Below are 17,459 nucleotides of genomic sequence, written 5' to 3' on the forward strand. Positions count from 1 at the left end.
CACCCGACCTGCCACCCCCCTCACCCGGAGCCGTACATGCCTCGTTTCGCAAGCCCCGCGCTCGCGCTCGCCCTGGCCGCCCTCTCCACCGCGACCACCGCCACCACCTCTGCCACCGCCTCCGCCCCGACCGCCCTCGCCGACCGGAACGCTCCCGCCTCCGCCGACCGTCTGATCCTGACGGTGACGCACAGCGAAACTCCGGCGGCCGACGGCGCCGTCCTCCTGACCTGCCACCCGGTGGGCGGGACGCACTCCGCGGCGCAGGCGGCCTGCGACCGGCTCGACGAACTGACCACATGGGGCACGGACCCCTTCGCACCCGTGCCGCCGGACTCGCTCTGCACGATGCAGTACGGAGGACCCGCCACGGCCCGCGTCACGGGCACCTGGGCGGGCCGACCGGTCGACGCGGTCTTCACCCGGTCAGACGGCTGCGAGATCGCCCGCTGGGACTCGTTCGTCCCCATCCTGCCCGACACGGCGGGTGCCTGACCCGAAACGAGTCCGCTCTGTCACAGGCCCTCGATCCGCCCCGACCCCCTAGGCCGTCCCTTCCGGATCCTGCCTGACCCACGCCGCCCGGCACCGCACCTCGCCGCGTTGTCGAGGCACCCGGGTACGTCCCGTACGCGGGTACCTCTCCGCCTTGCGATGCACGGCACCGGACGACGCGGGCTCGACCGGCAAGATCCGGAAGAGACGGCCTAGGCCTCGCTCGTCGCCGCCGCCCGCAGTCGTCGCAGGACCTCGATCATCCGCTCGGCGACCGGCTCGGGCAGGCCCCGGTTCCCCGCCGCCGCAGCAGCCGTGTCGGGGCTCCGGAGCAGCTGGACCAGCGTCCGCGCCGGCAGCGCCGGGTGTCCGGCCGCGGCGCGTCGTACGTGCTCGTGCGGGTCGTCGAGGAGCCACACCGCCGACGCGGACGACAGCCGGGGGTCCGTGGCGGCCCGGTACCTGACCTCCTCGTGCGGGTCCCGGCTGAGACGTTCCACGAGTTCCACCGTCGACTCGGGGTCGTCGAGGGCCAGTTGCCGCATCCGCGGATTCGGGTCGTGGGCGTACCGGAGCAGGCCGGTGTGCGGGAAGTTCGGGTGGGTGCGCGGGCGGCCCGGAGCGCTCAGGCTGCCGTTCCACCACTGCCACACCCGCATGAGCATCTCGGCGGGCGCGTCCTCGCACGACTCGGCGAGGAAGAGCTGCACCACCCGGTCCCCGTCCCGCGCCAGCGACGCGACCACGTCGGGGGGCAGCCGCCGGGCCCGCGCGACGCTCCGGCGGACGAGCGGATGGGCGGAGCCGGCGAGGCGACGCATGGCGTCCGGGTCCTCGTGCAGCGCCGTCACCCAGCCGAGCGCGTTGCACCGGCTGCGGGGATCGAAGTCGACGGCGATGCCGGCCCGTTGCTCCTCGGTGAGATCGGGACGCGTGGAGACCACGGACCGGACGCCTTCCTCGGGGTCCCGGGCGAGGACGGCGAGCAGGTCGCCGTCCAGCCACGGGTTGGCGGCGAGGGCGCGGCGCCGGTCGGGCTCGGCGTGGTGGGCCAGATGCTCGGCGAAGTCGCGTGTGAGCCGGCAGCGTTCGACCGCGCCCAGGTCGAGCCCCGCCGTCTCGTGGACGGACCGGGACAGCGGATGGTCCCGGTGGTGCCGGAGCAGCGCCGCACGACGGACCGCGAGGACGGGGTCGTCGACGAGGGAGCGCCGGGCGGCGGCGTCCAGCCCGGACCAGGCGGCCCCGCCGCAGACCGAGGCGCGGACCGCGGGGTCGGCGTCGCCCGCCAGGACCCCGAGCAGGTGCGGGGGCAGACCCGTCAGCCGGGCCGCCTCCTCCCGTACCTTCGCGGACGGGTCCCCGGCGAGTCGCGCGTACGCGGTGTCGGTGAGCTGGACGCGCCGGTCCGCGGCGAGCAGGGTGAGGATCCGGCGCTGCCGGTCGTCCTGCTCGGCGAGGATCAGCCGGGCCCACTGCTCCGGGGTGAGGTTCGGCTGGACCTCGGCCAGCAGTCCGCGCACCCTCCAGTCCGGGTGCGCCATCGCGGCCTCGACGACGGGCGCCGGGAGGGGGCGCCACAGGAGGTGGTGCGTCAGCCCCAGCAGACCCGCGCGGACGTCGTCGGAGACGGCCGGATTGCGCGCGAGGCCGTGCGTCCACTCCTCACGCACCTCCGGCGAGGGGCCCGGCCCCCGGAACAGCCCCTCCCATCTGGCTTCACGCTGCTCGGCGGTCTCCGTGGCCTCGGCGCGCGCCCACGCCTCCCGCTCGGCGACGAGACCGTCCAGCGCGACGAGCCACACGTCGTACTCCTCGCAGGTCGCCCCGACCAGGGCGTCGCCGTCGGTGGAGAGCGTCACGAACTCGGGTCGGCCCGGCCGCTCGCCGAGGACTCCGGCGAGGTCCCAGTGCTCGGTGAGCCGCACCCGCGTCCAGCGCCGCGGCCCGGACGAGGTTCCGGCGACGTCGATGAGGAACGCGCCGTCCGCTCCGACGACTCCGTTCTCGACCGCCAGCCGGTGCCACTGCCGGTTGAGTTCGGCGACCAGGTCGGGGGACTCGTCCGGTACGGCCACGGCCGGCGTCGCCTCGATCGAGATGACCGGCCGCCACGCGGCCCAGGGCCGCATGACCTCTTCCACCCGGCCGTCGCCGACGACGTCCAACCCGGCCCGCCGCAGCTGCTCGACCAGTCGTTCCCGTCCACCCGTCATGGTCACTCATCCTGCCGGAACGGCCTCCCCGACCTCCGAGGGGCCCCGACGGTCGAAGGCGGGGCCGGCCGATCGCCCGCGGGCCGGACGCGACGACAGACGGACGCGATGACAGGCGGCACGACGACCGGGGGCGGACACGACGACAGGCGGACACCGCCCCCGCGAGGGTCTGGTGTCCGCCTGTCGTCACTCCTGGCTCACCGTCCCCGCCAGGGGCCGGTGGTACGCATCGGCAGTCGGCGTACCGCCTACGCCGCGTCCCGCACCCGCCCCGTGAACTCGGGCCCCGGTACGGGCTCCCAGGCCGCGTCGTACGTGGTCAGCCGGGCCCGCAGCGACTCCACCGGCTCGCGCACGCCGTCCCGGGCCGTCGGCAGGATCACCTCGGCGGTCGTCGCGCCCGCCGGGACGGACACCGGCAGGTTCAGCCCGCCGAACGGGATCCCCGACAGCGGGACCGGCGGGCTCGGCAGCTCGCCGAGCTGCTCCCGCAGCCAGGTCGGGTCGAGGTCCGCCGTGGTCAGCTCGGTACCGTCGGCCGGCGGCAGGAACTCGATGTGCCCGCTGATCTCGGCGTCGGCCGGCGCCGACAGCGTGACCCGCCAGACCAGCGGGGCGCCCTCGGTCACGTCGTCGGCCACGGGCGTCACCCCCGCCTTGGGCATGGGGTCGTCGTTCCGCACGGTCACCCCACCGCGGTGCGACCCGACCACGGTGCCGCGCACCGCCTTCACGAAGGCGTCGTATGTGACGTCGTTGCCGAAGCGGTCGTTGCCCCGTACCTCGACCGGTACGACGATGTCCTGCCGTCCCGGGCGGACCGTCACCACGCGGGAGGTCTGCTCACCCGAGGCGGGATCGGCGACGAACAGCCGGACCTGGCCGCTGCCCCTGCCGGAGACCCGCACCGGCACCCGGTAGGTGCGGACCCCGGAGGCGCCCTCCGCGACCGTCAGGCGTCCCACGTCCACCCGCGCCGCCGGGGCGGGGCTGACCGCAGGAGTGCCGGGGCGCCAGCCCCAGGCGTCCATCAGCCACGCGCGGCCGGAGGCCCCGCGCGGAGTCAGGTCGAGGGCCGTGACGCGCTTCAGGTCGAGCCCGGCCCGGGTGGCGGTGGACAGCGGTACGCGGACCTCGCGGGCCCAGTAGGAGGTGGTCCGCTCGCTGCCCGGCACCCCGTCGACCCGGACGCGGCCCAGCTGCGCGCGGCGCCCCGAGGCATCGGTCACGGCGACGTCCAGCTCGGTGCCCGTGGTGTTCGGCGGGACGATCACCCGGAGGGCCAGGGAGGAGGAGCCGGCGAGGGAGACCGGCCGCGCCGTGCGCACCGCGACCGGGGTGCCGGGACGCGACCACGTCATGGCCACGGCGTCACGGCCCGGTTCGGGGGCCGCCTCCCAGTACGCGAAGTGCGGTGAGGCGCCGCCCGCGTCGCCGGACAGGCAGGCGCGGTCCGAGTCGGGCGCGACCTGGGCGCAGAGCCTGCCGCCGCCGGAGACGGTGAGCGCCGAGGAGCCGGGCACGAAGGCCGGCCTACGGTGCGCGCCGACGGCGTGGCTGAGGGCGCGGACCGGGCCGGCCGAGGGCATCCGGCGGCCCGTGCCGTCGAGGAGCGGACGGGCCCGGTCGTCACCCGCGACGAACAGGCGGGCGGCCGCGGCGATGTAGGCGGCACCGGCGGTCTGCTGCTGCGCGGCGGTGAGCCGGGTCCTCGTACCGGGGGAGCAGACCGGATCGCGCTGCTCGTCGGACATGAAGTCGTCGAAGGCCGGCGCCTGCGCCTGGCCCGGCGTCCACTCGCTGTTGAAGAAGTTGTGGTTCGCGCCGACCATGTAGACCGCGCTGTGCAGCGCGGCGCCCCGGCTCACCCCGCGGGTGCCGTCGACGAAGTTCTGTCCCTGGAGGTCGGAGACGTCGCCGTCGCAGCCCGGCAGGATCGTCATGGAGGGGACGTCCGCCGCCGGGTTGTTGCCGAAGATCGTGGGGCCGATCGGCACGGTGCCGAGGATCTTCCACCGGACGGGGCCCCGGTAGCCGTCCTGGTCGGCGGGCGGCGGGGTGAGGCTGTCGACGGCGGCGCGGTTGACGCCCTCGCCGCCCCGGGAGTGGCCCACGAGCAGGACCCGGGACAGGTCGGCGGCGGAGGAACTCCGTACGGCCGCCGGGGCGGAGGCGCGGTCGGCGGACCAGGCGGCCCAGCGCGCCAGGTGCCGGCGTATCAGCGACGAGCGGGCCTGGGCGCCGCCGTCCTCGGCGCGGAAGTCCTGCCCGTTGATGCCGTTCGCGGATATGGACAGGGTCACGTACCCCTGGGAGGCCAGCAGCCGTTGGGCCCGCAGATACCCCTGGTGGCTCGGGATCGGCTTCGACCCGGCCGCGCAGGGCCAGTCGCCGGTCACCTCCTCCGTACCCGGTGTGTAGCAGGTGCCGTGGCGGCCGTGCAGGAACAGGGCGACGGGCCGCTTCCCGGGAGCGTCCGCGGGGCCGACGACCCTGGCACGCATCTCGACGGGCTCGGGGAACCCGGGCAGCCGTACGGACTTCAGGTCGTACTCACCGCCGACGGTCCGGTAGCGGCCCGGCATTCCGGGGTCCACCCCGTTCACGGGAACGCGCGTGCCCGGCTCCGCGGCCGGGGCCGGCGCCGGGGCAGAGGGTGCGAGGCGCGCGGAGCGGGCGGGCCCGGGCGCGTCGAGCCGCCGCCCGGCGGCCGTCACCCGCAGTCCTGTGGCCTCCGTGAGCCGGGTGTCCCCGAGGGGCAGCCGGAAGGACCGGCCGTCCCGGCCGGCCACCGGGTGCCCCAGGAGCCGGTCACCGGCGTGGAAGGCGACCCGGGCGTCCCCCATGGGGACGGGCTCGCGGGACGTCCACACCAACTGCCGGTCCGCCCCCGCACCGGTCAGCCGCCACCCCTCGGGCAGTTCGGCACCGCCGGGACGGCTGCCGGGCGCGGCCGAGGGCCCTCCCGGGGATGCCCCCGGGGACGGCGGTCCTGCGGGCTGCGCGGACGCCACCCCGGACGTCACCGAGGCGAAGGCGAGTAACGCCGCGGCGGCTGCCACCCCGCGTGTAGCACGTATCACAACGGACTTCCTCACGGTCGGACTTCATGGGGGACCGGGAGGTGTACGGCGGGCCGCGCACCCGCGTCACACGAGCGCCCCGCCCACCGCGGTCGCTTCACCCGCCCCGGCTCCCTCTCTCGCCTCCGGAGGATGCGGAGGACGGCGGAAAGGTTGCCTGGCGGCGAGAACGGAGCGGGGCGGGCGGCGGGGATCGGCGGTCCGGGTGGAAGGTGCGAACGGCCCGGATGCCGGGGATCAGCGGCCAGTCCGGCCGGGGCCGCCGAGCGGCCGGGCCGCGCTTCCCGCTATGGTCTCCGGATGACCGAACCGACCAGCCTGGGTCCGACCCGTGACGCCTACGACGCCGTCGCCGCCGTCTACGCGGAGCGGTTCCACGACTCCCTCCGCGACCGCGCCGTGGAGCGCGCCCTCCTGGGCGCCTTCGCGGAACTGGTACGCGCGAACGGCGACGGCGACGGCGAGGTCGCGGACCTCGGCTGCGGTCCGGGCTACGTCACCGCGCACCTGCACGGCCTGGGCCTGCGGGCGTTCGGCGTCGACGCCTCGCCGGAGATGATCGGACTGGCACGCGCGGCCCATCCCGGACTGCGGTTCGAGGTCGGATCGATGGGCGCGCTCGCCCTGGCCGACGGCACGCTGGCCGGGGTCCTCTCCCGCTGGTCCATCATCCACCTGCCCCCGCACGAACTTTCCTCCGTCGTCGCGGAGTTCGCCCGGGTCCTGGCCCCGGGAGGACACCTGCTCGTCGCCTTCCCCGCCACGGACGGCCCCGAGCACGAGACACAGAGCTACGACCACGTGGTGGCCACGGCCTATCGCTGGAACCCCGACCGACTCGCCGCCCTCCTACGCACCCACGGCCTGACGGAGACGACCCGCACGACGATCGCCCCCCACCCCACGGACCGCAGACAGTTCGACGAGATCCAACTCCTGGCCCGCAAGGACTGACGGGGGAGTGGGGCCATCGGGGCCCGCCGAGCCCCCTGTTAGGGTGCGCCGATGTCAACGATCAAGCAGATTCAAGTGACCTTCGACTGCGCCGAACCCGCACGTCTCGCCGGCTTCTGGAGTGAGGTGCTGGGGTACGTCGTGCCGCCGGTCCCGGCCGGGTTCGACACGTGGGAGGAGTACCACCGTTCCCTGCCGCCCGAGGAGCAGGTCGTCTACTTCGCCTGCAGCGATCCCACGGGTGCCGGTCCGCGACTGCTCTTCCAGCGCGTTCCCGAGGGGAAGGTCGTCAAGAACCGGGTGCACGTCGACGTGCGGGCCGGTATCGGGCTCGTGGGCGAGGAGCGGCTGGCCACGCTCGAGGCCGAGTGCGCACGGCTGGTCGCGCTCGGCGCGGTCCACCTGCGCACGATGCTCGCCGACGGGGAGAACGAGTCCTGCATCGTGATGCAGGACATCGAGGGCAACGAGTTCTGTCTCGACTGAGCCCGGTGTCACCACACGACCGCGCCGCCGCCGCCCGGACCGGGCAGCGGCGGCGCGACGACCGTCCTCGTCGGTCCGGGTCTCAGTAGACGTGCCCCACATGCGCGAGGGCCTGCTTCAGCAGCGCCCCGCGACCGTCCGGCATCTCGTTCTGCACGGCCGGGGACGCGGCCTCCTGCGGGCTGAACCAGACGAGGTCCAGGGCGTCCTGCCGCGGACGGCAGTCCCCGCTCACGGGCACGATGTACGCCAGCGAGACCGCGTGCTGACGGGGATCGTGGTACGGCGTGATCCCCGCCGTGGGGAAGTACTCGGCGACCGTGAACGGCTGCAACGCCGGGGGGACACGCGGCAGGGCCACGGGCCCGAGATCCTTCTCCAGATGGCGGAGGAGGGCGTCCCGGACGCGCTCGTGGTGCATGACCCGGCCCGAGACCAGGGTGCGGCTGATGGTTCCGTCCGCCCCGATCCGCAGGAGCAGACCGATGCTGGTCACTTCGCCGCTGTCGTCCACGCGCACGGGCACGGCCTCGACGTACAGGATCGGCATCTGGGCCCGAGCCGCGTTCAGCTCGTCCGTGCTCAGCCAGCCGGGCGTGGTCTCTGTCATGTCGGACATCGCTTGATCATACTTACCTCCGTGCCCCTCGGCCTAGGGCGCGTGTCTGCCAGCCGGGTGGGGCCCCCGCGGACCGGCGGCGGAGACTGCTGCCGCTCTCGGCCCAGCACGTCCTGGCGATGATCGCCGCCCCCGTCTCCACCGTCTTCCTCGTCGCCGCGTACCGGTAGGCACGGAAGACGGCGTTGGGCTCGGACGGGAAGAGGCCCCGTACCTCCTGCTCGCCGTAGCCGGCGAAGTGCGGGACGACGTACTCCCAGCAGAGGTAGCCGTCCTCGGTCACCTCGAAGAGCCGCCCCGACGGCGAGTCGGTGACGAGGGTGTTGCCGTTCGGCAGGCGCTGCGCCGATCCCATGAAGGGCGCGAAGAAGAACTCGCGCGCGGGGTCGTGGTACTCCCACGCGATCTCGCCGCTGGTCCGGTCGATCTCGATCACGCGGGAGTAGGGGACGTCGTGCCCCGGCCGGAAGACGCCGTTGTCGAAGACGAGGAGTCGGCCGTCCTCCAGTTCGGTGGGGGCGTGCTGCTGGCTGACCGCGCCGGGGCGGCTGCGCCAGAGGATCTCTCCCGTCTCGCGGCTGATGATCACGACCGCCGAGACGCTGCGGAGGCTGGCCAGGATGTTGCCGTCGCGCAGGGGGGTCACGCTGTTGATCAGCGGCCAGTGCTCGCGGGCGTAGGCCTCGTGCAGGGGGTAGGCCGCGCGGTCGAGGTGCTCCGACGCCCGCCAGGACCAGAGGAGTTCGCCGTCCGGGCCGACCTCCTTGATGGTGTCGGCCCAGACGGTGTCGCCCTCGGCCTCCGAGCCGGGCACCCCGCCCCGCACCTCGGCGGCTTCGGCGCCGGTCAGGGGTTCCAGGGCCGTGTAGAGGACGCGTCCGTCGTCGAGGTGGTGGGCGTCGTGGTGCTGGAGGGGGTCGCGGTGCTCCCGCAGCACGGTGCCGTCGGGTGCCGCGCGGAGCATGACGCCGCCGCGGTACTTGTGCCACATGGGGAAGAGGGCGCGCTCGCCCGGGAGGACGCCGTTGTAGGCGAGGGTGCCGTCGCCGAGCAGGCGGGCGTGGCGGCCGGGGCGGTACGGGAGGTTCCAGCGGTGGACGGTACGGCCGTGGAGGTCGATCAGGTAGACCTCGCCGGTGCCGGTGAGCGGGGCGTAGAGGGTGTACCCCTCGGACGCGGCCGTCTCGTCGAGGGCGATGAGGCCGACGGGACGGCGGCGGCGTGAGTTCTGGTCGATGGTGGTCACGTGGGTGCTCCTCGCGTCAAAGTTTCTTTGATGAGAACAACTGACTTTGACGGTAGAAGCGTTGTGTGACGGGCGTGTGTCGGGAGTACGAAACCGTTCCCGGGTTCTGGCGGTCCGCCGCGTAGGGTGCCTTCAGGCGCCGTCGACCAGGGAGTCACGGCGCCGCGGGGCGGGGAAGGACGGGAGCACGATGGAGGCCGAGAGCACGGACACCCCGCGGGTGGGGGCTGCTGTACGTCGCCGGCGCAGGGCGCTCGACCTGACGCTCGCCGACGTGGCGGGGCTCAGCGGGCTCTCCTCGCCGTTCCTGAGTCAGATCGAGAACGACCGGGCGCGCCCGAGCATGCGGTCGCTGCAACGGATCGCGGACGCGCTCGGCACGACGGCGGTGCGGCTGCTGGCGGCCTCGGACGAGACGCGCGCGGTCGACGTGGTGCGCGCCGGGGACGAGAGCGGCCTCGATCGGGAGGCACGCGTCCGGCCACTGGTACGGGGGCGCCATCAGGTCCACGCGCTGGAGTTCGTCGGCGAGCACGAGGCGGACCGCGAGTTCCGGCACCGCAACGACGAGTTGATGTACGTGGCGGACGGCTCGGTGGAGGTGGAGGCCGACGGCCGGATCCATCGACTGGAACGCGGGGACACGCTTCTGGTGTCCGGGGGCGTACGGCACCGCTGGCGCACCACCGAGCCGGGTTCGCGGGTCCTCGTGGTCGCGGTCGGCGACCATGTGGAGGTGCTGGAGCCCTGACGGCATCGGGCCCGGGCGGCGTCGGGCCCGGGCGGCGTCGGGCCCGGGCGGCGTCAGGCCCGGGCGGCGTCAGGGCTTCACGGCAGGGCGTCCGCCGGCTACAGCCACGCGTCCCGCCGCGAGCGGAGGGCGGCGTGGTGTCCGTTCAGGACGCGTCGCGCCGGGGCAGCCGCCAGTTCGCGCGCGGGAAGTGGCAGGTGTAGCCGTCCGGGTAGCGCAGCAGGTAGTCCTGGTGCTCCGGCTCGGCCTCCCAGAACGGGCCGGCCGGCTCGACCTCGGTGACCACCGGTCCGGGCCACAGCCCGGAGGCATCGACGTCGGCGATGGTGTCCTGGGCGACGGACCGCTGCCGGTCGTCGGCGTAGTAGATGGCGGAGCGGTAGCTGAGCCCCACGTCGTTGCCCTGACGGTTCCGGGTGCTGGGGTCGTGGATCTGGAAGAAGTACTCCAGGATCGTCCGGTAGTCGGTGACCGAGGGGTCGAAGAAGATCTCGATCGCCTCGGCGTGCCGCCCGTGGTCGCGGTAGGTCGCGTGTGGCTTGTCGTCGTCCCCGGTGTAGCCCACCCGGGTGCGCAGCACTCCGGGCAGCGACCGGATCAGGTCCTGCATGCCCCAGAAGCACCCGCCGGCCAGCAGGGCCCTCTCCTCGGAGACGTCGCTCATGCCGCTCACCTTTCCGTCCGTGATCCGCCGAACGCCCCGCGCGCCACGCGCGTGCGGTCGGGGACTCCCCCATCATAATCACCGCCTGGTCAGGCACCGAAGGACTGCTTCCACCGCTACCACATCGAAGGCTTCCGGTCGCACAAGCGGGCCGGGAACGCGGCGCGCGGGACCGACGAATTCGGGGCTCCTGATCGCGGACCCGACGACGTGCGACCGCGACATCCACACCCAGTGGTATGGCCTGTTCCAGTCCAACGCGTGGGTGACGGTCATCTGACACGGGAGGCCGGGGTCCCCTCCGCCTCCCCCTGCCGCCGGTGAGGTGTGTCGCCGCGGGTTCGCCGCGTGCGGCTGGAGACACGTATGACCGCGCAGGGCGGGCCGAGGCATGTGCTCACGTGCAGGTGATCGCGCCGGGCCCGCCGTCCGGGGCCGAGATACCCGCACGGGGCCCCGGGCGTGGGTACCATGCGCAGCACCACGCGTCCCGAGGGAGTGAGTGCACCGTGACCAACCAGTCGACCGCCACCCGCCTGGTGGAACAGGCCGGGTCGGATCTGGCGGAGAATCGCCGTCTGCAGCAGGAGCTCACCGAGCGGCTCACGGCCCTGCGGCACGAGGAGGGCCTCCTCACCGACATCCTCAAGCTCGCCCGGCAGTACGAGGGATCCGCCGTCCCGTCCCGGCTCCCCCAGCAGTCGCAGGCCGAGCCGGACGTCGCCGGGACCGAGCGCCCGTCCTCCCGCTCCGGCGGGCGCCGCTCCGCCGCGCCCAAGAGCGCCCCGGCGGCCGGCACGCCCAAGGCCGCCGCGAAGAGCACATCCCGTCAGCCCCTACTCGGGGGGCTCCTGATGGAGCTGCTCGGCAGCTACGAGGAGCCGCGTCTGGCCAAGGAGCTGCGGGACGAACTCCTGACGCGGCACCCGGGCCGCACCCCGACCCCGCAGGTCGTGCGGAACACCCTGGAGTCCCTCGTCGCCAAGGGGCGCATCCAGCGCCACAAGCAGCAGCGGTCCGTCATGTACACCCTCGTCCAGCCGGAACAGGCCGGCTGAGCCGCCCGGTCCCGGCGCCGGCTCGGACTCATGCCGACGGTGGTTCCGGCAGCCAGTCGCGCGCCGGGTCGTACTCCAGCCACCTGCTGCGCCCCGCCTCCGCGGCGCAGGCCGCGGTGAGGCCGTCCAGTCCCGCGTGTCCGCTCCCCGAGCGCCACAGCAGCGACCACGCGTACAGCGGCGTGGGATCGACCAGGGGTACGGAACGCAGTCCGGGGACCTCCGGCAGCGGCACGTCCGCGGGCATCAGCGAGAAGCTCCCCGGCGCGCCCGCCACCTCGGCGAGGAAGTGCGCGAGCCCGAGGTTGACGCCCTCGGTCGTCCGCCGGATCCCGAACCGGTCGACGAACCGCCGGAGGAAGTCCAGCCGGTCCAGGGCGCCCGGCACCCACAGCGTGCTGTCGCGCAACTCCTCGGGCCGCAGGACCGGTTCCGCGGCCAGCGGATGATTCGTGCTCAGTACGGCGTCCACCGGTTCGAGGCGGACGAGGCGGTGGGACAGCCCCTCGGACAGGGGAGGATGGACCCGGCCGAACGCCGCGTCGATGTCGCCCCGCAGCAGCGCCGTCGCCACGGAGGGCAGGTCGCGGCCGTGCCCCAGCGCCAGTTCACCGACGCCTCCCGCGATCCGCGCCAGGGTCCGCAGCGGGGCGTAGAGGTGGCCCCAGACGTCGACGCGCAGGGGGTGCTCCGTCCCGGACACCGCCGCGACCGCGGCGTCGGCCGCGGCCACGACCTGCCGGGCGGGCGGCAGGAAGCGCTGCCCGGCCGCGGTGAGGCGCACGCCACTGCCGCCCCGGTGGAGGAGCGTGGTGCCGAGCAGGGACTCCAGCCTCGCGATCCGCTTGGACAGCGCCTGCTGGGAGATCGCGAGGGTGCCCGCCGCCCGGCCGAAGTGGAGTTCCTCGGCGGTGCGCACGAAGGCGCGCACCTGGGCCACGTCGAGATCCATGGCCGCCACCCTAGGTGACAACCGACGGTTGTCGATCATGCGTGATCGTTGTTGGATCGCGGGGCCATGGTGGAGGTTGCATCGTCCCCATGCGAAGACTGACTCCCGTGGGAGACACGGCACGCCCCGTCGCGTCCGCCGCGGTCTCCCGGCCCGTGCCGGAGGCCGCCGCCCGCCCCGACGACCGGAGGAACCCGATGGATGCCGCCCGGTTCGCCGCCGACCAGTGGACCCGCGTCCTCGGCGCGGGCGTGGACCCCCACGAGTACCAGCGCGTCGTGGCGGGGCTCGGCTCCCTCGCCGGCTGGGGACCCGCCTGCGCAGGTGCCGGCGACGGTCACTTGCGGCGCGCGGAGGACGCGCGGTCGGCGCGCTCGGCGGGCGAGCACCTGCTGGCGGCTGCACGGTGGTTCCATGTGGCGACGCTGGCGCCGTACGCGGACGCCCACCGTGCCGCCCGTGCGGCGGACGAGGCGGCGGGCAAGGCTCTCGCGCTGCTGGAGCCGGGGGCCCGGCAGGTGAGCGGGGAGGGGTTCACCGGCTGGCTGCGCGGGCCGGCCGATGCGCCGGGCACCGTCGTCGTGGTGCCCGGTCTCAACTCGGCCAAGGAGGAGTTCCTCGATCTCGCGTCGGCCCTGCTGGCCCGAGGTCTGGCGGTGTTCGCCATGGACGGCCCGGGCCAGGGGGTACTCGCGGCCACCAGCACGTTCGAGGCGGACTACGAGCGGGTCGTGGGTCGGGTCGCCGATGCGCTGGGGGCCGCGCGCATCGGGCTCGTGGGCATGAGCCTGGGCGGCTACTTCGCCGCCCGGGCGGCCGCGTTCGAACCGCGGGTGGCGGCCGTCGCGACCGTGAGCGGCCCGTTCCGGCTCGACTGGGAGCTGCTGACCCCGGGGATACGTGGCCTCATCGCCGGGCGCACCGGAGGAGCCGCGCAGGCCCGGGAGTTCACGCGGTGGGTGGACCTCACCGACGTGGCGCCCCGTATCACGGCCCCGCTCCTCGTCGTGGAGGGCGGCGAGGACGTCATGCCCGGCGTGGCGAACAGCGAGTCGCTGGCCCGGCTGGCGCCGCGGGGTTCGTACCTGACCGTCCCGCACGGCGACCACCTCCTCGGGAACGCGCGCCCGGACTGGCTGCCCCGTCTCTGCGACCACTTCGCGGACGCCCTGCGGGGAGCGCCGGAGGGGACGCCGGAAGAGCAGCCGGAGGCGGCGGGCGGCCCGGCCGGCCGCGCTCGGGGATGATGGGGAGCGGACGACGGAACGCGAGGTCAGGAGCTTCATGGCGAACCGGGTGCATCAGCCGCGTGAGGACGCGGAGTTCGACTTCATCCTCGGGATGAGCGCCGTCCCGGTGCTCGCGTACTTCATCGGGACGTGGCCCAAGGCCCTGGACGCCTGCCGGACGATGGACCTCGTCGTGGGCGGGGTCGCCGACGCGTACGCGGGCCGCGTGACCGCCGTACGCACCGACATGACGCGCTGCCCGGCGGCGACGAAGCGGTTCGGAATCACCTCGGCGCCGTCGCTCGCCCTGGTGAAGGACGGGGAGGCGGTGGCGCACCGGGCTGGCCCCCTGAGCACCGCCGAGGTCGAGGAGTTCCTGGACCAGCACCTCGGAACGTGACGCGGCGCCGTGGGCCTGGTGCGGCGGTGTAGGTCCGGGGCCTGGTGCGAGGGCGTAGGCCCGTCGGCGGGCTGTGCGAGGATCGGCGGTCGGATGCCGTCGGCCCGACGTCGCCGCCCGGGGTCGGTGCGCAGGCGCACCGGCCCGGTCCCCCGCCCGACGCCCCAGGAGTTCGCCCATGCGCCCCTTCGTCATCGAGACGCTGACGCCCGGTCGGTGGCGCAACGGGGGTGGGGTGACCCGGGAGATCGCCTGCCGGCCGGCGGGAGCCGAGGAGTTCCAGTGGCGGGCGAGCATCGCCGACATCGACCGCGGCGGACCGTTCTCGGCGTTCGCCGGGGTCGACCGGACGCTGACGCTGCTGTCGGGAAACGGCGTACGGCTGAGCTGTCCGGGGGTGTTCGACCGTCTCCTGGAGCACGCGGGCGAGCCGTTCGCGTTCTCCGGCGACCTCGACCTCTCGGCCGAACTCTCCGGCGGGAGCTGCCGGGTCCTGAACATCATGGTGCGGCGCGGCCGCTGGACGGCGCCGGTGCAACGGGTGACCGACCGGATCGTGCCGCCCTCCGGACACGCCGGGGTCTTCCTCGTACTCCGGGGTAGCTGGCAGGCGGGCGTGGACGGGTTGGTGCCGGGAGGGGGCGTGTGGTGGGACGCGGGCGACGACACGGTACGAGTAGGGTTCCCGCCGCTCTCCCCGGATGCCGCGGCCCTGTGGGCGGACATCGCGCCCACGGGGTGACGCCGTACGGCACGTAAACGTGAGGTCGCGTGCGGCGACGGCAAGCGGGCCGGGGCCTGGCGGCCGGCGGTGGGGTGTGGGCGGATCACCCTCGGGCGAGTCGCGGCAGCGGCGCGCAGAGGCGCTCGGGGAACTCCGGCCGGACCCGGTGGATGCCCGTACAGCCCGCGTCGAGGCTCATGGTGACCGGCTGCCAGCCCTGGGGCTCGGCACGGTAGAACCAGCGCTGGGAGACGGACGCGGAGGAGCAGCCGTCACCGGGGTCGCCGCAGGCCGGTCCCATCCGGGTCGACAGGTCCAGGACGAGCCAGGTGTCGTCGCAGCCGCGTTCCTCCCAGCTCGTGTGCCGGGGAATGTCCGTGTCGTCGACGGCCTGCCGGTAGGAGGACGCGGTGCAGCGCGGGGGTGTGGGGTCGCAGCCGTTCTCGTCGCAGTGGCGCAGCGCGGGCGGGGTGGCGCCGGCGGGGGTGTACACGTCTTGGCTGTTCACCATGACCGTGCGTGAGCCCAGGGGCTCGGCCAGCCGCACCCTGGCCTGGACCCGCTTGGTGCCGGTGCAGCCGGATTCCCGGTCGAAGGAAGGGGTCTCGAAGGTGACCGCCACGTACACGGTGCCGTTCTCGACGGTGTCCACCTGCCCGCGCAGGTCGCGTACGCACTCGTCTGCCCCGTCGGGCACGTCGGCCTCGACGACCAGCGACCGGCCGGCGTCGGCGGTGGCCACACCGTCGATACGCATGGGGGCGGCGCGCGTCCAGGTCGTGTCGGCCGCGGTCGCGGTCGAGGTACCAGCCGTCCCTGCCGTCCCCGCCGTACCAGCCGTTCCCCCCGTCCCAGCTGTGCCCGCTGTCCCCGCTGTCTCGGTGCCGCAGCCCGCGAGGACCACCAGGACCGCGCCGAGCGCGGCCGCCCGTATGCTTCGCCGCCACATGTCATGCCCCCGTTCACCGACTGTCGGCAGCCTAACGCGCCGTCGGCCGGCGCTCTCAGCGGCTCCGGACCTGGTACACCACGGTGGGTCGTCGAGCGAGGCACTGGCCTTCCCATCCCGGTGGCCCGCCGCGGTGGCGGCTTCTAGGATCCCCGGCATGGCATCACGACTCGTGCAGATCAACATGAAGGCCCAGGACGACGCCGCGCTCGGGCGGTTCTGGGCGGAGGCCCTCGGTTGGGGGGCCGACAGTGAGGGGCCCGGCGGCACGAGCCTCGAACCGCTGGGTTTCTCCTACCCCGATCCCACGGCCGTCTGCATCGACATCATCGCCCGCCCCGAGGTCAAGACGGTGAAGAACCGGGTGCACCTCGACCTCGCCACCACCTCGTCGGCCCATCAGGCCGAGTTGGTCGCCCGGTTGAAGGACCTCGGCGCGACGCTCGCCGACGTGGGGCAGGGTGACGTCCCCTGGGTGGTGATGGCCGACCCGGAAGGAAACGAGTTCTGCGTCCTGGAGCCCCGGTCGGTCTACGAGGACACCGGGCCGGTCGCCGCCGTGATCGTCGACTGTGCCGACCCGCGGGCGCTGGCCCGGTTCTGGGACGGGGCGATGGACTGGACGCTGCACGAGGTGGCGGACGACCACGTGTCCCTGCGGTCCGCGCGAGGCGTCGGGCCGTACCTGGAGTTCGTTCGGACCCCCGACGCCAAGACCGTGTGGAACCGCGTCCACCTCGACGTGGCGCCGTACCCCGGCGAGGACCCTACGGCGGAGGCGGCCCGGCTTCGCGCGCTGGGCGCCACCGACCCCGATGTCGACCAGTCCGAGATCCACTGGACGATCCTGGCCGACCCGGAGGGCAACGAGTTCTGCCTGCTCAGGCCCCGCTGAACCCGGCCGGCCCGCCCGAACCGAGGGGCCCACCCCCGCGACGGTCTCGTCACCAGTCCCGGTTGGCGGTCAGCTCCTCCGCGTCCGCGTCAGGGAACCCGTAGGCCGACGCCACGTAGCAGAACTCCTCGCAGATCCACTCCCGTGCGACCGTCTCGATCTCGCTGCCGGCCGCGAGGAACTCCCCCTCCAGCACGTTGAACTCCTCCGTCGCCGCCAGGGTGAGTGCGTACAGGCCGGTGAGGTCCGCGGGCCGTTCGGCCTCGACGCGTTCGCACAGGCGGAGCAGGATCGCCTCGCCCCGTGCGACCACGTGGTCGGGGAAGTACTCGTCGTCGTACATCGCTCGCAGGAACGAGTGGTCCGCTGTCTGCTGGTTCGTGATCGGCACGGCACATCCCACCCTGGGCGACGGTTGATACGCCGATCATGCCCGGCCCCACTGACAACGCCCGGGGGAACGTCAGGCGGGTTCCCCTGCGGGGGTCTCAGTCGCGCCCTAGCGGGGGTGTCGCTTGCGCTCTCGTCGTTCTCGTTCCGCGGTGGCCTCGGCCCTGCCGTCCTCCTGGAGCCGGCGTCCCTCCGCGCGCAGGTCCGGATCCTGCAGCACCTTCCCGTCGGACTCCTTCATGAGTCCGGTGATCCGTGTGAGTGCGGCCTTGACGATTCCCATGGCGTTCTCCTTCCTGTGGGGCGCGTGGTCGGCGGCGGGCCGGCGCGACGCGCCCACGTCTG

General features: G+C 73.9%; 18 protein-coding genes. 9 read left to right on the top strand and 9 right to left on the bottom strand.

From position 1 onward, the window contains the following. The first annotated feature begins 36 nt into the window (after positions 1–36). Positions 37–495, top strand: coding sequence for an SSI family serine proteinase inhibitor (locus EAO70_RS02445; protein ID WP_148001380.1), 459 nt, complete (start codon positions 37–39; stop codon positions 493–495). Positions 496–707: 212 nt separating this feature from the next. Here the strand turns inward: EAO70_RS02445 and EAO70_RS37550 are convergent, their stop codons facing one another. Both EAO70_RS37550 and EAO70_RS02455 read right to left on the bottom strand, forming a co-directional pair. Continuing rightward, positions 708–2,711 carry a HEAT repeat domain-containing protein gene (locus EAO70_RS37550; protein WP_187283691.1) on the bottom strand — a complete coding sequence of 668 codons (2,004 nt, stop codon included), beginning with the start codon at positions 2,709–2,711 and terminating at the stop codon, positions 708–710. Positions 2,712–2,962: 251 nt separating this feature from the next. Continuing rightward, positions 2,963–5,797 carry an alpha/beta hydrolase family protein gene (locus tag EAO70_RS02455; RefSeq protein ID WP_148001381.1) on the bottom strand — a complete coding sequence of 945 codons (2,835 nt, stop codon included), beginning with the start codon at positions 5,795–5,797 and terminating at the stop codon, positions 2,963–2,965. Positions 5,798–6,097: 300 nt separating this feature from the next. Here EAO70_RS02455 and EAO70_RS02460 point away from each other — a divergent pair, with 300 nt between their 5' ends. Both EAO70_RS02460 and EAO70_RS02465 read left to right on the top strand, forming a co-directional pair. Continuing rightward, positions 6,098–6,751, top strand: a complete 654-nt coding sequence (locus tag EAO70_RS02460; protein ID WP_148001382.1) for a class I SAM-dependent methyltransferase — start codon at positions 6,098–6,100, stop codon at positions 6,749–6,751. A gap of 51 nt (positions 6,752–6,802) precedes the next feature. Then, positions 6,803–7,237, top strand: coding sequence for a VOC family protein (locus EAO70_RS02465; RefSeq protein WP_148001383.1), 435 nt, complete (start codon positions 6,803–6,805; stop codon positions 7,235–7,237). Positions 7,238–7,319: 82 nt separating this feature from the next. Here the strand turns inward: EAO70_RS02465 and EAO70_RS02470 are convergent, their stop codons facing one another. Continuing rightward, positions 7,320–7,847, bottom strand: coding sequence for an NUDIX hydrolase family protein (locus EAO70_RS02470; RefSeq protein WP_148001418.1), 528 nt, complete (start codon positions 7,845–7,847; stop codon positions 7,320–7,322). Between the two features lie 22 nt (positions 7,848–7,869). Continuing rightward, positions 7,870–9,102, bottom strand: a complete 1,233-nt coding sequence (locus EAO70_RS02475) for an aryl-sulfate sulfotransferase (protein ID WP_148001384.1) — start codon at positions 9,100–9,102, stop codon at positions 7,870–7,872. Positions 9,103–9,292: 190 nt separating this feature from the next. Between EAO70_RS02475 and EAO70_RS02480 the strand changes: the two genes are divergently transcribed. Then, the gene (locus EAO70_RS02480; protein WP_148001385.1) at positions 9,293–9,853 is read left to right on the top strand and encodes a helix-turn-helix domain-containing protein; all 561 of its coding nucleotides are present in this window, start codon (positions 9,293–9,295) and stop codon (positions 9,851–9,853) included. 145 nt (positions 9,854–9,998) lie between these two features. Here EAO70_RS02480 and msrA read toward each other — a convergent pair whose 3' ends face one another. Next, positions 9,999–10,517: a peptide-methionine (S)-S-oxide reductase MsrA gene (msrA, locus tag EAO70_RS02485; RefSeq protein ID WP_148001386.1), complete on the bottom strand. Its 519-nt coding sequence runs from the start codon at positions 10,515–10,517 to the stop codon at positions 9,999–10,001. A gap of 509 nt (positions 10,518–11,026) precedes the next feature. On the opposite strand from msrA, the gene EAO70_RS02490 reads away from it, so the two are divergent. Then, a complete protein-coding gene (locus EAO70_RS02490) occupies positions 11,027–11,575 on the top strand; it encodes a hypothetical protein (RefSeq protein ID WP_187283692.1) in 549 nt (182 codons plus the stop codon). A 28-nt stretch (positions 11,576–11,603) separates the two neighbouring features. Here the strand turns inward: EAO70_RS02490 and EAO70_RS02495 are convergent, their stop codons facing one another. Then, entirely contained in the window at positions 11,604–12,527 is a 924-nt protein-coding gene (locus EAO70_RS02495; RefSeq protein ID WP_148001387.1) for a LysR family transcriptional regulator, read from the bottom strand. A gap of 107 nt (positions 12,528–12,634) precedes the next feature. Between EAO70_RS02495 and EAO70_RS02500 the strand changes: the two genes are divergently transcribed. From EAO70_RS02500 to EAO70_RS02510, 3 genes are all read left to right on the top strand, one after another. Next, positions 12,635–13,774 (top strand): alpha/beta hydrolase family protein, encoded by a 1,140-nt coding sequence (locus EAO70_RS02500; protein ID WP_410090969.1) that lies wholly within the window; start codon positions 12,635–12,637, stop codon positions 13,772–13,774. Positions 13,775–13,811: 37 nt separating this feature from the next. Continuing rightward, positions 13,812–14,156: a thioredoxin family protein gene (locus tag EAO70_RS02505; RefSeq protein WP_148001388.1), complete on the top strand. Its 345-nt coding sequence runs from the start codon at positions 13,812–13,814 to the stop codon at positions 14,154–14,156. A 178-nt stretch (positions 14,157–14,334) separates the two neighbouring features. Then, on the top strand, positions 14,335–14,898 hold the full coding sequence (locus tag EAO70_RS02510) for a HutD family protein (protein WP_148001389.1): 564 nt from the start codon (positions 14,335–14,337) through the stop codon (positions 14,896–14,898). An 85-nt stretch (positions 14,899–14,983) separates the two neighbouring features. Here the strand turns inward: EAO70_RS02510 and EAO70_RS02515 are convergent, their stop codons facing one another. Beyond that, a complete protein-coding gene (locus EAO70_RS02515) occupies positions 14,984–15,637 on the bottom strand; it encodes a hypothetical protein (RefSeq protein WP_261992605.1) in 654 nt (217 codons plus the stop codon). 349 nt (positions 15,638–15,986) lie between these two features. Here EAO70_RS02515 and EAO70_RS02520 point away from each other — a divergent pair, with 349 nt between their 5' ends. After that, positions 15,987–16,724: a VOC family protein gene (locus EAO70_RS02520; protein WP_148001391.1), complete on the top strand. Its 738-nt coding sequence runs from the start codon at positions 15,987–15,989 to the stop codon at positions 16,722–16,724. Between the two features lie 49 nt (positions 16,725–16,773). Here the strand turns inward: EAO70_RS02520 and EAO70_RS02525 are convergent, their stop codons facing one another. Both EAO70_RS02525 and EAO70_RS37555 read right to left on the bottom strand, forming a co-directional pair. Beyond that, positions 16,774–17,115, bottom strand: coding sequence for a DUF5713 family protein (locus EAO70_RS02525; RefSeq protein ID WP_148001392.1), 342 nt, complete (start codon positions 17,113–17,115; stop codon positions 16,774–16,776). Between the two features lie 108 nt (positions 17,116–17,223). Continuing rightward, positions 17,224–17,397, bottom strand: coding sequence for a hypothetical protein (locus EAO70_RS37555; RefSeq protein WP_187283693.1), 174 nt, complete (start codon positions 17,395–17,397; stop codon positions 17,224–17,226). Between the last annotated feature and the right edge of the window lie 62 nt (positions 17,398–17,459).

The sequence above is a fragment of the Streptomyces sp. adm13(2018) genome (assembly GCF_008042145.1).
GTDB lineage: Bacteria > Actinomycetota > Actinomycetes > Streptomycetales > Streptomycetaceae > Streptomyces.

Bases quoted from the DNA above. Each gene is read 5' to 3' on its own strand.
- EAO70_RS02520 (WP_148001391.1), top strand. From the start codon at position 15,987: ATGGCATCACGACTCGTGCAGATCAACATGAAGGCCCAGGACGACGCC.
- EAO70_RS37550 (WP_187283691.1), bottom strand. From the start codon at position 2,711: ATGACGGGTGGACGGGAACGACTGGTCGAGCAGCTGCGGCGGGCCGGG.
- EAO70_RS02445 (WP_148001380.1), top strand. From the start codon at position 37: ATGCCTCGTTTCGCAAGCCCCGCGCTCGCGCTCGCCCTGGCCGCCCTC.
- EAO70_RS02460 (WP_148001382.1), top strand. From the start codon at position 6,098: ATGACCGAACCGACCAGCCTGGGTCCGACCCGTGACGCCTACGACGCC.
- EAO70_RS02465 (WP_148001383.1), top strand. From the start codon at position 6,803: ATGTCAACGATCAAGCAGATTCAAGTGACCTTCGACTGCGCCGAACCC.
- EAO70_RS02510 (WP_148001389.1), top strand. From the start codon at position 14,335: ATGCGCCCCTTCGTCATCGAGACGCTGACGCCCGGTCGGTGGCGCAAC.
- EAO70_RS02515 (WP_261992605.1), bottom strand. From the start codon at position 15,637: ATGCGTATCGACGGTGTGGCCACCGCCGACGCCGGCCGGTCGCTGGTC.
- EAO70_RS37555 (WP_187283693.1), bottom strand. From the start codon at position 17,397: ATGGGAATCGTCAAGGCCGCACTCACACGGATCACCGGACTCATGAAG.
- EAO70_RS02480 (WP_148001385.1), top strand. From the start codon at position 9,293: ATGGAGGCCGAGAGCACGGACACCCCGCGGGTGGGGGCTGCTGTACGT.
- EAO70_RS02495 (WP_148001387.1), bottom strand. From the start codon at position 12,527: ATGGATCTCGACGTGGCCCAGGTGCGCGCCTTCGTGCGCACCGCCGAG.
- msrA (WP_148001386.1), bottom strand. From the start codon at position 10,517: ATGAGCGACGTCTCCGAGGAGAGGGCCCTGCTGGCCGGCGGGTGCTTC.
- EAO70_RS02505 (WP_148001388.1), top strand. From the start codon at position 13,812: ATGGCGAACCGGGTGCATCAGCCGCGTGAGGACGCGGAGTTCGACTTC.
- EAO70_RS02470 (WP_148001418.1), bottom strand. From the start codon at position 7,847: ATGACAGAGACCACGCCCGGCTGGCTGAGCACGGACGAGCTGAACGCG.